This window comes from Chryseobacterium tagetis (genome assembly GCF_016735585.2).
Classification (GTDB): domain Bacteria; phylum Bacteroidota; class Bacteroidia; order Flavobacteriales; family Weeksellaceae; genus Chryseobacterium; species Chryseobacterium tagetis.
Genome location: NZ_JAERSE020000003.1, coordinates 277,715 through 294,140, shown reverse-complemented (window position 1 = coordinate 294,140; position 16,426 = coordinate 277,715). Strand labels below are relative to the sequence as shown.

Here is a 16,426-nt window from a genome sequence, read left to right as displayed (position 1 = left end):
GGCTTAATTTTGCAATATGTATGTAAGAAAAACAATACCAAACTTAAATTGCGGACTTGATCTAATAGGTGAAGTGTTATATGGCAAGTGGAAGATGCGTTTGCTCTGGTTTATAAACCAGGGTTACAAAAGACCTAGCGAATTACAGCGTAAGATACCGGATGCTTCACGCCGGGTTTTAAATATTCAGTTAAAGGAGCTGGAGGAGCACGAACTTGTTACCCGAAAAATTCATCCTGTAGTTCCTCCAAAGGTTGACTACAATCTTACAGAATTTGGAGAGAGTTTGATCCCAATTATAGGCGCTATTGGCCAATGGGGAGATGATAATGCAGATAGGTTACGAACAGTGATTACCCGGCAGCACTCAAATGCGAATATTAATGATGAGATCATCAATTCTGATTTAGCGGAATAAAAGCATAAGAAATTCCAGCAGTTTCTCAAAAATATAATAGGTCATCTTGATGAGATATGCCTATTATATTTACACATTTTTAAAACGGTGACAACTACGTTCATGTCTAATGGTTGTAGTGGTTCCGTTATAATCTAAATAAGTCTTTGTATAAACGTAGTTTTCTGCTGTATTGAGTTGTGCCTTTGCTAAACCTGAAAACAATAAAGCACCTATGGGAATTATGAGTTTTTCCATGATTTGCTTTTATTTTTGGTATTGAAAGTTAAAATTTAATGGATTAGAAGAAGGATCAACCGTTCCTGATAGAAGTGTCGCAGTACAGTTTTCTGCTGTATCTATAGATATTAATTGACGACTACCTTCTAATCCAGAATAACAGGATATGATTGAGCTTGGTGAAGTAGTGCAGCAGAATCACAAATATGATGTTAGCATCTCCCAATATAAATAGCTTAGCCCTAGGTTATCACTCAGAAAATCACCAAATGTCGTCCTTAAACTATTGGAAGACAGAGCTGCTGTCCAGAATAGTAATTCTTTTTCCTTTTCAATAATTGGATATACTTCCAGATTTTTATACTTTCTATAAAAATTATTATACATCTATGCTCAGGCACTGGCGTATTTTCTGATTGCAGGATGTATATTAAATTCAAACTTAAAAAAAGTATTACTGCAAGAGGATTGCAGTAATACAAAAAAAATACATAATATTCAGACCTATGTATTCTGTTGACAAATAAGATTTCTCAATATTGTCATTTTATTTTTTCCCAAAAATTCAATAATTTATCATGAGCGGTATCAATTAAACTAAAGCTGTTAGGGATTTCATCCCATTTACTCCAATAGGTAACTAAACGTGTTCCTACCGGTGTTGTGTCAAGCTGCTCTCTTACATATTCAGAATAATCATAATATAAATCTCTATCATGAATAATTGTATCATCAATTGAGCATGAAGTATCTATATTCTCATAAAAAGAATTAAAAAAATAGAACGCTTCGTATTCTAAAAAGGAGATTTCTTTTATATTTAAATTAATAAAATCAACATTCGATATATTGTGTTTATCAGCTATCTTTTTTGATATTTTAGTTAGAGATGCCCTTTGCTCAACTCCATAGAATATCCCATCTGTAGAAGCAGCCCCTACGAGACAAAACTTACCTGCTCCGGATCCAATATCCAAAACTTTTCTATTGGTATCATCAACCAAGTATTTTGCAGCCATCTTAGCAACAGCAACAGGAGTCCAATGACGTTGTGATAACGCTTTTATATGTTTGGGATATATTTCATTAAAAGCATTATCATCAATATCTATATTTAATTTAAGGTATTCAAAAATCATTCTATCAGTCAGTTATACTCTCATTATTTTTGATCAATCATAGTAAAATAAATATGATCCAACAACATGCAAAAATTGATAGCATCAGAGGTAAGTTATTTTACATTAATGAATGGAAGAGCCACTATTATTGCTTTAGCCGATTTATTTCTAATGTTAATAAAAATCTCATTTCCTACAGCGGAATTTTCAACAGAGATGTATCCCATCCCGATCGCTGTCTTAAGCGTTGGTGACATGGTTCCTGAAGTAACAGTTCCTAAGATTTCGTGATTTTCATTCCAAATTTCGTAACCATGACGAGGAATTCCTTTATCTATCATCTCAAATCCAACTAACTTTTTAGATATCCCTTTTTCTTTTTGAATTTTTAAAAATCCACTATGAACAAAGTCCTTATTAAATTTAGTAATCCAGCCTAACCCAGCTTCTAAAGGTGAGGTAAAGTCGTCAATATCGTTTCCATACAAACAGTACCCCATTTCTAGTCGTAACGTATCTCTTGCTCCTAGCCCTATTGGCTCTATTCCTTCTTCTTTTCCTACTTCGAAAATAGCTTCCCATAAATGTGCAGCATATCTGTTTTCCACATATATTTCGAATCCTCCTGCTCCTGTATATCCCGTGGCAGATATTAAAGCATTAGGAATATGAGCCAATTCGCCAATGGTAAACATATAATATGCCAAGTCTTTTAAACTGACATCCGTCAATTTTTGCAAAACCTGTTGAGCTTTTGGTCCCTGAACTGCTAATAATGACATCGAATCCGAGATATTACTAACCTTTGCATCGAAGGAATTCTGTCCATGAATCCAGTTCAGGTCTTTTTTTATATTTGATGCATTAATGACCAATAAGTAGTCGTCCTTGCTGATCATATATACTAAAAGATCATCGATTATTCCTCCTGTGTCATTAGGCATGCAACTGTATTGCACTTTTCCCGGAAAAAGTTTTGAAGCATCGTTTGAACTGATTTTCTGAATTAATGACAAGGCTTCTTTCCCTTGTATTAGAATTTCTCCCATATGAGAAACATCAAATACTCCAACGTTATTTCTTACAGTTTCATGTTCATGATTGATACCTTTATATTGAACAGGCATTTCATAGCCTGCAAAATCAACCATTTTTGCTCCAAGCAGATGATGTATTGCATTAAATGCCGTTTTCTTAACTTTTACTGTTTCCATCCTGTTATAAACCAATTAAGGAAGTATATGATTCACAACTTAAGAGTTCCTCTGAATCAGACATATTATTAATCTTTATTTTAATCATCCATCCCTCTCCGTAAGGGTCAGAATTTACTAATTCAGGGTTTGATTCCAATTTTGGATTGATTTCCAGTACTTCACCTGCAAGCGGCAAGAAAAGATCTGATACTGTTTTCACTGCTTCAACAGTCCCAAATACAGCATGTTGTTGTAGATTCTTTCCAAGAGTTTCAATTTCAACATATACAATATCCCCCAGTTCATGTTGTGCAAAATCAGTTATCCCAATATATGCTATATCATTTTCTACTTTTACCCATTCATGGTCTTCAGTATATAAGAGGTCTTTAGGAATTTTCATTTCTATTCGTTCTTTATTTTAATTGATTTATTTTTTTTGTATAGGCCCCCCTTCTATAATTTCATTACTTGCAAAAGATTCAAATTCTTTAAAGTTCTCCGTAAATTGATTGGCTAGATGTAGAGCTATTTCATCATATTGAGATGAGTCAGCCCAAGTATTTTTAGGATTCAGTATTTCAGAAGGAATTCCTTCACACTGTACCGGCATTTGAAGACCAAAGACAGCATCTCTTATAAAATCTACATTTTCGAATTTGTTTTCTAATACCGCAGTAATCATAGCTCTCGTGTAAGACAGTTTTATACGTTCTCCTACTCCGTAAGAGCCACCTGACCAACCTGTATTAATCAGCCAAACGTTTACATTATTTTCATTCAGCTTTTTCCCTAAAAGTTCAGCGTATTTTGTAGGATGAAGGGGAAGAAAAGGTTTTCCGAAGCATGCTGAAAATGTGGTCTGAGGTTCAGTAATTCCAGCTTCGGTTCCGGCTACTTTTGCCGTATATCCTGAAATAAAATGATACATTGCCTGACCTGTTGTTAGTTTTGAAATCGGAGGCAGTACACCAAAAGCATCACAGGTCAAAAAGAAAATATTATTGGGAATCCCCCCAACAGAAGGATGGATCGCATTATCAATAAAGTCGATCGGATAGGCAGCTCTGGTGTTTTCAGTTACGGAAGTATCATCATAATTAACAATATCTGTTCCGTCAAAAAAACGTACATTTTCAAGCAACGTACCCGGGCGAATCGCAGCGAAAATCTGAGGCTCTTTCTCTTTACTTAAATTTACACATTTAGCATAACATCCCCCTTCAAAATTAAAAACATTGTCGTTATCCCATCCATGCTCATCATCTCCTATTAATTTTCTGGCCGGATCTGCTGAAAGTGTCGTTTTTCCTGTTCCAGAAAGTCCAAAAAACACAGAGGTATCTCCATTCTGGCCAACATTGGCTGAACAGTGCATTGATAAGACTTGTTTCTCATGCGGAAGAATATAATTCAATACCGTAAAAATGCCTTTTTTAATTTCACCCGTGTATGCACTTCCTCCAATAAGAATGATTTTTTTTGTGAAATTGATAATCGTAAAATTATGCTGACGGGTTTTATCAGTTTCAGGGACAGCTTTGAAACTTGGTACTGCAAGGATGAGCCATTCGTGCTTAAATACTCCAAGCTCTTTTTCATCAAGCCTTAAAAACAAGTTGTTGGCAAATAAGCTTTGCCATGGATTTTCAGTAATAACCCTGATATTTAAACGATATTCAGGTTTTGCACAAGCATAGACATCTTTAACATAAATTTCACTTTCTGAAAGATGAGCAACTACACGATTATATAATCGGTCGAAATCTTCAGGCAAAAACGGATGATTCACTTCTCCCCACCAAACCGAGTTTTGGGTATTTTCATCGAAGACTACATATTTATCTTTTGGGGAACGTCCTGTAAACTCACCAGTATCACAAGCCAATGCCCCCGATTCAGTCGTAATACCCTGCCCTTTTCTTAAGGTTTGCGAAATTAACTGGGCTTCTGATAGATTCCAAAAAATTTCTTTTACGGATAGAATTCCGACCTCCTTTAAACTTTCTAAATGATTCATTTCAAGATCAGTTTTTTACTTTCGGGCAAAAGTAGTTCCTTTCTCAATAAATTTTCATGATCTATCTTTTCACAAAATTTGATTTAAGTCAAAATTTTAGAGAATCAAAATAACTTCCTTTAATAAGAATTTTTCACTATTTTAATCTCGAAGTAATACCAATGGTACATCTACAAAAAGAACTTACAAAAACGGGATTCAGTATTAATCCGTTAAGCCATATTATCAAAAAGAAACAAGGAAAATCAGATTTCAATACATTAAAATACTTTTGTATTTTACTAATACTTGATGACCTTAAGATTACTATTGAAGAAGAAACTTATGAAATAAAAAGTAATAGTCTTGTTTTTATTGGTCCTCATAAAATGCTCTCTTTTCATGAATATAAAAGAAAAGAAATTTTTATTTACTCTTTTTCTTCTCTGTTTTATGAACAATATTCTAATAACCCTACTTGCCTCTATTCCATTCTATTTTTTAACTCCAGAACAGATATTTTCCATATTCCTTATGTTGATGCTTCCAAAAACATGATAAAATACTATTTAGTAGAAAGGCTTTATAATTTTCAAAACAAAAATGAAGAGCTTTTTATTTCTGCGGCTTATACGATCATTAAATCACTAATTCTTGATGCATCTTTAGCCCTTAATAGTAAGATAAATGAGAAAACTGAAAAATCTCAGTATACTACTAATATATTAACTTCATTTAATATGAAAATTAAAATGAATTAGTTTTCAACGCGCTATACTCAACAATTAAGTCGAACAAATTACTTCATCTTAACTTTCTTTTCAATACATAATATTTATACAATATTCTATCATACCAAATGATGAAAAAAAGTAATCCTACAGAGAATAATAATGTTTTTATGTATAAGATTTCATAAATAAAACCTCCTGTTACACCTCCTGAAAAGAAACATATTACAATTACAATTTTTAACATGATACTTTTTTTGAGGTGGTTGTATACAATTCCCTTACGATAAAAAAACAATTTTGACATTTCAATCCCTAAGTCAGTGAAAATACCTGTAAGATGTGTTGTTCTTACAACTGATTGAGATACTCTTGTTACTAAAGAATTCTGTAATCCCATTGCAAAAAGTAGAAGACAAGCAATTATATTTTGACTGATTGTTATTTTAAAATCAGCTGATAGTCCAATGAAGCCTAAAATAAAAATTTCTATCAGTAAAGGAATAAGATGAGATCGTATTTTTCTGAACCCGGACACAAATTCTACCAGAAGACTCGAACAGAAAGCTCCTAGCAAAAAACATCCAATAAATAAAAGGTAGACAACAGCGGCATAATAATCTTTCAGCACTACTTCTTCAGAAAAAAAAGCAAAATGCCCAGTAATATTCGTTGTTAATATTTTAATTGATAATACTCCAACAATATTAACTGTTCCTGCAACAAATGAAAGAAGTGATGCTAATTTAAGATTATGAAAATAAGTTCTGTTTTTTCCTCTATGTCTAAACATCTATACTGTATTTGACTGTTACAACAGAAACGTCAATATCTGTTACATGATCCTATCCGAAATCTTATATTTTACTTAATGAATTCCGTTTTGAAAACTTCATCATAATTATGTACACAGTTATTGACAAATCCCTGTTCTGCCATCCATTTGTCGCTGTACACTTTGGTGATGTATCTTGACCCATGATCAGGATAGATTAATACAACGATATCATTTTCAGCAAAGTCATGAGATTGAGCATACTGCATCAATGCCTGGGTAACCGCTCCTGTAGTATATCCACCCATGATCGCTTCTTTTAAAGCAATTTCGCGGGTTCTGTAAGCAGACATTTCATCATTTACTCTTACAAATTCATCAATTTTATCAAAAAGAAGGGCAGAAGGAATTAAATTTTTTCCCATTCCCTCGATCTGATAAGGGTGAACATCTTCTTTGTGAATCTCACCTGTCTCATGATAGCTTTTAAGAATAGAACCATCGGCATCTACACCTATCACTTTGATATCAGGGTTTTTTTCTTTTAAGAATTTAGCTGATCCGGATAAAGTTCCACCTGTTCCAGTGCAGGCAAAAAGGTGAGTGATCTTACCTTCTGTCTGTTCCCAAATTTCAGGTCCTGTAGTCTGGTAGTGCGCATCAATATTGAGTTCATTAAAATATTGATTGATGTAAACTGAATTTGGTGTTTCTGAAGCGATTCTTTTAGCAACTTCATAATAAGATCTAGGGTCATCTGCAGGTACATTTGCAGGGCATATATACACCGTAGCTCCAAGTGCTTTCAGATAAGCTATTTTTTCTGGCTTTGTCTTGTCACTTACAGCAAGTATACATTTATATCCTTTAATGATGCAAACCATTGCAATAGAAAAACCGGTATTTCCGGAAGTAGTTTCTACAACTACAGAATCTTCTTTTAATAAGCCTTTTTTCTCAGCGTTTTCTATAATGTGAAGTGCAATTCTATCTTTAGTGGAATGTCCAGGATTATATGATTCTAACTTGGCATAAACGGTTGCGGGAATATCTTTCGTAACAGTATTAAGCTTCACCATAGGAGTGTTTCCTATTAGGCCAAGGATATTATCGTAAACATTACTCATTATTTGTTATTTTCAATAAAAAAAATAACTGGATAAATAAAAGGTAAAAAATTTAGCTATATCAGTATGTATATGAAGAGTATGTCTTACTATTTATCCAGTATACTTAAAAATTCGTTATATAATAATTTATTTCTAGATTCTCTTTATTACATTCAGTTCATTTCTTAAAAAAGACTTTCTTCCCTATTTCAAGAGCAATTTTCTTACTTTTGCAAAAATAATCTGTTTAGAAAGAAAACTTGGTGATTTATATAGGCTTAAAATGTGATTTAAGTTAAATTTTGAGTTCTTTTTCAAATATTAAGAAGTAAAAAATTATGATTTCAAAATTTATTTTTAATAATCAATATCTTTTTAACGAGCTTCCTGAGTATGAGAAAAATTTACTCGTCACTGCGATGAAAAGTAAAAACTATCGTAATCATGAAGCTATATTCACAGACGGCACAAAACCTACTGGTATTTACTATTTAAACGAAGGTAAAATAAAGAAATACAAGGTAGATAATGACGGAAGAGAGCAAATCATTTACATTTACAGCTCAGGTGAATTTTTTGGATATTCTGCTATTTTGAGTAATGAGACTTATGGAGATACCACATTAACCCTTGAGAATTCTATCATCTCATTTATTTCAAAAGATGATTTCTTACACATCCTTGATCAGTCATCAGTTTTTTCAAGACTATTACTAAAGTCCCTTAGTCACGAGTTTAGTGTCATGGCCAATCTCATGGCAGTATTGTCACATCGAACTGTTAGAGAACGAGCTGCTCTTAGCTTACTGATTCTTCATGATAAATATACTCCCAACGAGCCCAAAGAAAATGTTTTTATCACGCTATCCCGAATTGATCTGGCAAACATGGTAGGTACAGCAAGAGAGACGTTAGCTCGTATTCTCAATGATTTTAAACAGGAAAATCTTATCAAAATTGAGGGGAGAAAAATTCGTTTAATCAACATTGAACAATTGGTTCGTATCGCTAATTTTTAAATACTACGATTACCCTAAATTGCTTACTACTAATAAGGAACAAATAAGCGCTAGATACTCACAAACATAATATTAAATAAAATTTGAGAATATCATAAGTATATTTATGGGATATCTAAAAGTTGATTAAATCTCTTCCAAAAGCTTTTTGAAGTACTAGGTATGTCAATTCCTTCTCCAACCAGTCGTATTATTTCACCTTCTATAACAATCTCTAATTCATAAATTTTAAATTTTATAATTCTAGCGTGAGTATTTTCTGAAAATGTCTTTCCAGAATTATTTAGAATTGCTTGTATATTATTAGAGTTATCTTGCAAAATAACCTCTTATCTGTCTCTGTTTTCCATATAAATTTTAATTCAAATATAAGTTGATTGTTTTATAAATCAATTAAATACTTTCTAAACCTTCAAAAAAAAATTTTCAAATTTTTATATTCTTATCATGTCTAAAACAAAGATTTCAGCTATCTATATCTCATATATTAATCTCTTTACTAATAATTTAATTAGCAGAAAATTAAAATAAAAAAGCACTCTTATGAGTGCCTTCATAATCAGAGTTTATCTCCAATAAAAAAATTTATCTCTGCAAAAATAGATTTTAATTAAATTATTGCTTATGATCACAATCATATGTGTAAGTTTACTTTCACCTAAATTTATAGGACTAGATATCCGGTCTAATGCTCGCTATTATTGCTAGTATTCATAAAGCCATACAACAATACAAATTATAACGATTAACCACAACGTACTTCTCAACTACTTATTGTAAAATTATACCTTAGAATAAAAGCAGATTCTATGTTCTTCCTCTTGAGATAATCTCTGGTCATGAAAGTTCATAGCAGTAAAAAAAAAAATTTAATCGTAGGATTAGCTATTATTTCTTTTGGGTCGGAGAATCAGTCTTATGGAGGGATTGTTGGTAATAAAAAGCCTTAGCCAATCCATCGCCAACCTCAGTTTGTTTCGAAAACCCACTAAAGGAATAATATGAATAAACAGCCAAGTACACCAAGCTGTAAATCCTTTAAAAGAAAATTTAGGTAGATCTACCACGGCATTGAATTTTGAGATAATTGCCATCGTGCCCTTATCTTTATATATAAAAGGAGATAAAATTTTCTCGTCTTCAATCTTTTTGAAGTTTTTTCCTAAATTTTTAGCTTGTTGAATTGCTACCTGTGCAAGCTGAGGATGCCCTTTAGGATATTTGTCATCTGATATTTGCAAACATATATCACCTAAGGCATATATATTATTTAGTCCTGTAACCTTATTATATTCATCGACCATAATTCTTCTGCCTTTTCCAATACTAGACTCAGGAAGTCCTTTTATTTCCCGGCCAATTACACCCGATGTCCATATTAATGTTTCTGTTTCTATAACCCTACCATTCGCCAATATTACCTTTTCATCAATAAAATCCTTTACCGCTACATTTAAAATGATTTTAACCCCCAATTTTTGTAATTTATTAAGGGCGGCTTTCTGGGCCATTTTGCTCATGGGAGAAAGTAATACAGGCATTGCATCTATAAGATAAATATTGGAAAAACTTCGGTTGATTTCCGGATATTCTATTTCTGCAATATACTGCCCCATTTCTGCAATCATCCCTGCCAGTTCCACTCCAGTAGGTCCACCTCCTGCAATCACAATATTCTGTAACTTCGGTGCTTCTTTGATCTTTTCATTTTTTGCCGCTTCTTCCATTGTCAATAGTAAATAATTTCGCACATACAACGCTTCATCAATTGTTTTCATTGGGAGAGCATATTTCTGTACATTCTCCATTGCGAAGAAGTTTGATTCTGTACCCAAGGCTAAAACAAGCTCATCATATTGAAGTTCTCCATTTTCAGTCTCGATAGTTTTGGTTTCAGGAATCACCTTCACTAAACTTCCCATATAAAATCGAACGTTTTTATAATTTGAAAATAACTTTCTAAACGGATAACTAATATTTGATGCTTCAATAAAAGAAGTAGCAACCTGATAAATTAGCGGCGGAAAAAAATGGTAATTGTTCTTATCTATTAATGTTATTGTGAACCTATTATCATTTGCCAGCGATTTCACCAAATTGATCCCAGCAAATCCTCCACCTACAATTATTATATGCTTTTTCATATTTTTATGGATATTGATGTTATAGTATTTTTCATAAATGAATAAAGCCAACGGAAAATAATAATAGTAATATTAATTTATAAATAGTTTCTTAACGTTGGTTATCTACTTATATTTTCTAATTTGTTTATAGACTTTTAAAAGATCAATCCCCTGTCGGCTTGAATAAAGCACTTTTTTATTTAAATGTTTTGCCATATTGTGAAGCATAGGATGAAAACCTCTTTTCACCTCATTCAATTCTAATGGAGCAGAAAACGGTGCTCTGGGTTTTGAATTATGTTATACACATTTACCAACTTCTGTACTCTCCGGATAGATTCTATTTTGATCTCTTTTTGAAAAGCTTCTTCATCTTCAATTAGAAATCCAGAAAACCATCCACCAGTGTCTTCCACTGAATCTTTGAAATCCCGATCATTCCACCTGCTGCAATCATCAGGTTTCTGGCTTTATCTATGAACTCCGCATCCATATTGGGAGTTTCATTTCTTCCATATATTCCAGCCTCTATAAAGTCTCTTCCTTTAAATATTCCAAAAGTGGAAGTAGCATGATCAGAATAAAAATGTACAATATGTTCTGAGGTTTTATCCTGAGGATTCTTCGAAGGTCTACAGGTCATCATCATAAAATCTAGGCAAATGCCATGAGTCTGTTCTTCAAAAAGATCTGTGATTTCAACCCAGTCATACCCTTTGGCTTCCACGGTTCCCGGTCCCGGAATGTCTATTCTGATATAATCACCAATTAACGGAAATCGCTCCACCATTCTACCTTCTGAATTGAAAAGCTTAAAATCTGCAAAACCTTCCCCACAATAGCTTTTCCAGTTGTTGATCAACATGAATCTTTCCTTTAAGGTATTGAATTCTTCATTCACCTGTTCCGGATCTGTATAACTTTTCTTAGCTTCCGTATCATGATAGCTTCCCTTCTTTTGAATCGGTACTCCGAAAAGTTCTTTAGGCTTCATATGATCAATGTTAAATTTAATGATAAGACCTTATACGGAGTTTCTGTCTGATTTCTTGTTTATATATTATCCGTTGACAATCAGACCTCCATTTGGATGAAGAACCTGTCCTGTAATCTGAGCCGCTCCTTCAGATACCAGAAACAAAAAGCTTTCCGCCACTTCTTCGGGAGTTGCCTTTCTCTCCAAAGGAGGTTTTCCTGGATCTTCTTCTTTTTCATCAAAAGTTTCTTTTGTAAGCGGTGTTGCCACTGGTCCCGGAGCAACTGCATTTACTCTTATTCCTTTTGGTTTTGCCTGTAATGCTAAGGAACGGGTGAAAGAAACAATGGCTCCTTTTGTTGCTGCATAATCCAACAATTCCGGATGTCCCTCATAAGCGACTGCGGAAGTTGTATTGATGATAGAATCTCCTTCTTGTAAATAAGGAAATACCACTTTAGTCAACAAGATCATCCCAATGATATTGGTATCAAATGTTTTACGAATATTTTCTTCTTCAAGATCCTGAATACGTTCTGCAGGAAACTGAGTTCCCGCATTGTTGATGAGGATATTAATCTTTCCCCATTCTGAAATTAATGCAGCAACTGTCTTTTCACAAAATTCATAATCATTGATGTCTCCTGAAAACAATCTGCATTTTCTGCCCAGGTTTTCAATCTCTTTTTTTGTTTTCTCCGCTCCCTCATCATCTTCATGATAGATAATAGCCACATCTGCTCCTTCCTTTGCTGCAAGTAATGCTACTGCTTTCCCGATGCCACTGTCTGCTCCGGTAATGAGAACCGACTTGTCAGCTAACTTTAATTCTTGCATCTTTATTTTTTTTCAGTCCCAGTTTTGTTTTGGCTTCAGTATTTTTATTGATTTCTGTTTTAAAACAACCCAAAATGAACTCAGTGTAATATAATTGAGCATTCAGAGCCTGTGTTTTGGGATGCAGTTCAAGAGTATTAGTATAAATAATTTTGCCTTTGTAATAGAAAGCCATTGTTTCCGCAATTTTTTCCGAAACACAGTCACATGCTTCTGATTCTTCTTTATCCACATTCAGTAATTTTACTTTCATAGGTAAAGTATACGCTGTCATTCCGCCTTTATAAACCTGTGATGCATTTGGCATCTGAGATAAAGCCAGCTGTAGACATCCCGAGGTTACAGATTCTGCAACCCCAATTGTTTCATCTGCCGTCATGAGAGACTGACTGATGTATTCCAGAAGATTTTTGTGAAATTCCATCGCATTTTATTTTTTAAGTGATTGAGTGTTTTCTTTTTTATCAAAGAGTTTTATGCATTTATTTCCAACTTAAGGACCCAAACTATATGTTGACAATTGCATGAATGAACCGATCACTACGTTCTGCGTCATCTTATGTGATGATCGCCGAATCTGCGTATATTCTTGCTTTCACATTACTGTTCATGTACAAAGTCTCCGTTCCAGCACAGTCTAGTTTTTAAATCATTACTCGCTCCTACATCTACACCTCCGGTAATGATAGAACCTATTTTCTGCCCCCGAATGTTATTTTAACTGTATTCTAAATCTCAGAGCTTCCGAAATTTTTATCTCAGGTTCTTTTTCTTCACTTTGAAAATCGGTCCGTTGGTATCCACTGATTAATATTCAATTTCATATAAAGTACATATATAACATAGCTTCTCAAAGAGAAGCTATGTTATTAGCTGATTAAGATGGTACTTTCCTTGATTTCTCTCTTTCCCACACTCGGTGTCCTTTCATAACACTGATGAAATCCTGCACCAAATTATCTTTGCTCTCGAAGATGACTCCTTTATCTTTTTCAACAAACGATTTTTTAGCCAATCCTTCTGCATCTTTGGCGAACGCCAATGCTTTACAATGACGATAGCCTTCATTAATAAATTGTAGGTAATCTGGATTATCATTAAGTGTTTTTACTGAATCACCATCAGGGGTATAGAAAGCATCATAACATACAGAAGCTTCGGTGAGATAAGAATGCTGAATCTCTTCTTCTGCCCCCTCTTTGAAATGTATTTTACCAACATGTGGAGCTATTAGGATGGCTTGTGCACCTTCATTTACAAGTGCAGCTTTCATTTTATCTATTGAGGCTTTGCTGGCTCCATTATCAACCAAAAAAGCGACCTTTCGTGTCTTAATTGTACCTTGACCGGCTTTAACATGCATACTCAATTCAGGAGAATGCTCTACTTCTGGCTTTTTAGGTATAATAGGATAGTTAGGATGGTTTTGTCGAGCAAATTTTAGTGTTAACTCATCAAGATTACCTAGAGGAACAAGCCCCAAGTTCACGCCAACATTTTTTGCCAGATTTTGGTCTATCTGATTAAGTATAGCTAATTCCCGATTTCGTATATTAACATCATTTACCTTGGAAAGCTCAAAACTGAGCGCATTGACGATATGATCCTGCTCCTCTGAGCTTTGTGAATTGAAAAACAACCTTGCCTGTGTAAAATGGTCAGCGAAGGAATCGGAACGTACTCTGACCTTAGTACCACTTACAGGCTGTTTATGGGACTCATATCCTTTCTCACCTTTTAGCATGGCATGATATGGACAACCCTCAGCCTTACTATTAGGAAAATAACTAACCTCCCCTTTTAAAATATCTGTTCTTGAGAAACCATCTTTTTGATTATTATGTTTCCCATTTATAGAGCGGTTAATTGGCAACTCATGGAAATTTGGACCTCCAAGGCGATAGTTCTGGGTATCCATATACGAAAAGATTCTTCCCTGCAAAAGAGGATCATCAGAGACATCTATACCGGGAACCAATCTGCCGGGATCAAAGGCAACCTGCTCAGTTTCGGCAAAGAAATTCTCGGGATTACGGTTTAGCGTCATTGTCCCAACAATCTTAATGGGAACTAATTCTTCTGGAACTATTTTGGTCGGATCTAAAATATCAAAAGAATATTTCATTTCATCCTCTTCCGGTATCAACTGAACCCCTAAGTCCCATTGTGGAAAATCTCCATTTTCAATGGCATCCCAAAGATCCCTTCTATGAAAATCAGCATCAAAACCCGATATTTTCTGAGCCTCATTCCAAGCAACAGAATGAACACCTAAGCGAGGTTTCCAATGAAATTTCACAAATGTCGCTTTTCCTTCAATATTCACAAACTTAAAAGTATGAACTCCAAATCCTTCCATCATCCGGAGACTTCTTGGAATAGCACGATCAGACATAACCCACATGGTCATATGGGCAGCTTCTGGCATCAGGGAAATAAAGTCCCAAAATGTGTCATGTGCGGAAGCTGCCTGTGGAATTTCCTTGTTAGGCTCAGGTTTTACAGCATGTATAACATCAGGAAAGTTCATCGCGTCCTGAATAAAAAAAACAGGAATATTATTTCCCACTAAATCATAATTTCCTTCTTGAGTATAAAATTTAACTGAAAAGCCTCTTACATCCCTCGCAAGATCAGTAGATCCCTTAAACCCTGCTACCGTTGAAAATCTTGCGAACAGCGGTGTCACAGTTCCCTTTTTCAAGAAAGCCGCAGTTGTGTACTGGGAAATATCCTCGGTAGCTTCAAAAACACCGTGGGCACCAGACCCCCGTGCATGAACAACCCTTTCAGGGATACGTTCACGATCAAAATGCATCAGCTTATCAAAATAGATATTATCTTGCTGTAATGACGGCCCCCTCTCTCCAGCTCTAAGTGTATTGTTATTGTCATATAGTGGAACACCGTCATTTGTCGTTAACACTTGTTTGGTATTATCAATCAGATGATGATCGATGTATACCGTTTTTGGATTTTCTCCATTTCCACCGGATTTTCCCTTTTTTGATTTGTTGTCTGCCATGATTTGATGTTTAAGTAATTAATATTTTGGTAATTAAAAAAAAGCAAATATTGCGCCGCTTGACAAATTCACTTTTACTATACACTGAGAAAAAGTTTTTGACCTTTGTTATTTTATATTTATAATCGTTAACTGAACATTTTTGGTGATCTTTATTCAAAACGTACATACCAAATAATTTTTTACACAAATTCTTTATAGACCGAAGATCCAAAATAATTTATTGCTGTTGCTTTTTAAATAAATTTTTAAGTCTGGAACAGCCACGAAAAAATTAACATTTGTGATTTTAATATAAAATTTCAATTTTGTACATTTGAAAAAAAGCGACAGATGCTGCTTTACGTAAGGAAAGAGACTATCTCCCGATGATTGTCCAAATCTATACCTAATTGTTATTTATAAAAATATAAATACACCTTTATATGATTTTAAGAATTTTTTTAATTGTTATTTTTATATTATGTGTTCATTTCTTTATGCGCTTATCTTCCAACAGGGTAAAAACTAAGAACCGAAGTAAATACAATAAATTTCTTCCAACACAATCTGAAATATATGCTGTTAAAAAACAGATCGAAGAGAATGGATTTTGGCAGGAAATGTACGAGTGGAAACAATTTACAGATACACAGTGCAGAATTGAGCCTTTTGAGGAATCCGGAAGAAAAATCTACATGACGACGATACAATGCGAAGCCAAAATTAAAATACCAGCAAAAACAATTGAAAGAGCAATTCATTTCAAAAAAATATATGAATCTCTACAACAAGAACTATATCATGAAATTGGCTGGGCAAGTTGGAAAAGTAAAAACACATTCTAAAATTAATACTTAATTTCAGGAAAAAGACAGGATAATCGGAGAATCATG

16 protein-coding genes are annotated in these 16,426 nt (G+C 34.0%); 4 read left to right on the top strand and 12 right to left on the bottom strand.

The features are described from left to right. Positions 1-16: 16 nt before the first annotated feature. Complete coding sequence (locus JI747_RS11365; protein ID WP_225688745.1) at positions 17-418, top strand: winged helix-turn-helix transcriptional regulator; 402 nt, start codon at positions 17-19, stop codon at positions 416-418. A gap of 69 nt (positions 419-487) precedes the next feature. Here JI747_RS11365 and JI747_RS11360 read toward each other — a convergent pair whose 3' ends face one another. The 5 genes from JI747_RS11360 to pckA form a co-directional block, all read right to left on the bottom strand. Beyond that, positions 488-655 (bottom strand): hypothetical protein, encoded by a 168-nt coding sequence (locus tag JI747_RS11360; protein ID WP_225688744.1) that lies wholly within the window; start codon positions 653-655, stop codon positions 488-490. A gap of 524 nt (positions 656-1,179) precedes the next feature. Beyond that, the gene (locus tag JI747_RS11350) at positions 1,180-1,776 is read right to left on the bottom strand and encodes a class I SAM-dependent methyltransferase (RefSeq protein WP_225688742.1); all 597 of its coding nucleotides are present in this window, start codon (positions 1,774-1,776) and stop codon (positions 1,180-1,182) included. Between the two features lie 95 nt (positions 1,777-1,871). Further along, positions 1,872-2,972 carry a glycine cleavage system aminomethyltransferase GcvT gene (gene gcvT / locus JI747_RS11345; protein ID WP_225688741.1) on the bottom strand — a complete coding sequence of 367 codons (1,101 nt, stop codon included), beginning with the start codon at positions 2,970-2,972 and terminating at the stop codon, positions 1,872-1,874. Positions 2,973-2,976: 4 nt separating this feature from the next. Then, entirely contained in the window at positions 2,977-3,357 is a 381-nt protein-coding gene (gene gcvH / locus JI747_RS11340; RefSeq protein ID WP_225688740.1) for a glycine cleavage system protein GcvH, read from the bottom strand. A 27-nt stretch (positions 3,358-3,384) separates the two neighbouring features. Then, the gene (pckA, locus tag JI747_RS11335) at positions 3,385-4,974 is read right to left on the bottom strand and encodes a phosphoenolpyruvate carboxykinase (ATP) (RefSeq protein WP_225688737.1); all 1,590 of its coding nucleotides are present in this window, start codon (positions 4,972-4,974) and stop codon (positions 3,385-3,387) included. 161 nt (positions 4,975-5,135) lie between these two features. Here pckA and JI747_RS11330 point away from each other — a divergent pair, with 161 nt between their 5' ends. Continuing rightward, positions 5,136-5,714: a hypothetical protein gene (locus tag JI747_RS11330; protein ID WP_225688735.1), complete on the top strand. Its 579-nt coding sequence runs from the start codon at positions 5,136-5,138 to the stop codon at positions 5,712-5,714. A gap of 43 nt (positions 5,715-5,757) precedes the next feature. Here the strand turns inward: JI747_RS11330 and JI747_RS11325 are convergent, their stop codons facing one another. Continuing rightward, positions 5,758-6,477, bottom strand: coding sequence for a YoaK family protein (locus JI747_RS11325; protein WP_225688733.1), 720 nt, complete (start codon positions 6,475-6,477; stop codon positions 5,758-5,760). A 71-nt stretch (positions 6,478-6,548) separates the two neighbouring features. Continuing rightward, positions 6,549-7,586, bottom strand: coding sequence for a PLP-dependent cysteine synthase family protein (locus JI747_RS11320; RefSeq protein ID WP_225688731.1), 1,038 nt, complete (start codon positions 7,584-7,586; stop codon positions 6,549-6,551). Between the two features lie 320 nt (positions 7,587-7,906). On the opposite strand from JI747_RS11320, the gene JI747_RS11315 reads away from it, so the two are divergent. Continuing rightward, positions 7,907-8,587 (top strand): Crp/Fnr family transcriptional regulator, encoded by a 681-nt coding sequence (locus JI747_RS11315; protein WP_225688729.1) that lies wholly within the window; start codon positions 7,907-7,909, stop codon positions 8,585-8,587. A gap of 881 nt (positions 8,588-9,468) precedes the next feature. On the opposite strand, the gene JI747_RS11310 is transcribed toward JI747_RS11315, so the two are convergent. From JI747_RS11310 to JI747_RS11290, 5 genes are all read right to left on the bottom strand, one after another. After that, a complete protein-coding gene (locus JI747_RS11310) occupies positions 9,469-10,731 on the bottom strand; it encodes an NAD(P)/FAD-dependent oxidoreductase (RefSeq protein ID WP_225688727.1) in 1,263 nt (420 codons plus the stop codon). Between the two features lie 361 nt (positions 10,732-11,092). Then, positions 11,093-11,707 (bottom strand): hypothetical protein, encoded by a 615-nt coding sequence (locus tag JI747_RS11305; RefSeq protein ID WP_225688724.1) that lies wholly within the window; start codon positions 11,705-11,707, stop codon positions 11,093-11,095. A gap of 66 nt (positions 11,708-11,773) precedes the next feature. Further along, positions 11,774-12,526, bottom strand: a complete 753-nt coding sequence (locus JI747_RS11300) for an SDR family oxidoreductase (RefSeq protein ID WP_225688722.1) — start codon at positions 12,524-12,526, stop codon at positions 11,774-11,776. After that, positions 12,504-12,950: a CinA family protein gene (locus tag JI747_RS11295; RefSeq protein ID WP_225688720.1), complete on the bottom strand. Its 447-nt coding sequence runs from the start codon at positions 12,948-12,950 to the stop codon at positions 12,504-12,506. Before JI747_RS11295 ends, JI747_RS11300 begins: the two co-directional genes overlap by 23 nt. A 453-nt stretch (positions 12,951-13,403) precedes the next feature. Beyond that, a complete protein-coding gene (locus JI747_RS11290) occupies positions 13,404-15,551 on the bottom strand; it encodes a catalase (protein ID WP_225688718.1) in 2,148 nt (715 codons plus the stop codon). 425 nt (positions 15,552-15,976) lie between these two features. On the opposite strand from JI747_RS11290, the gene JI747_RS11285 reads away from it, so the two are divergent. Further along, complete coding sequence (locus JI747_RS11285) at positions 15,977-16,378, top strand: hypothetical protein (protein WP_225688716.1); 402 nt, start codon at positions 15,977-15,979, stop codon at positions 16,376-16,378. The last annotated feature ends 48 nt before the right edge of the window (positions 16,379-16,426 follow it).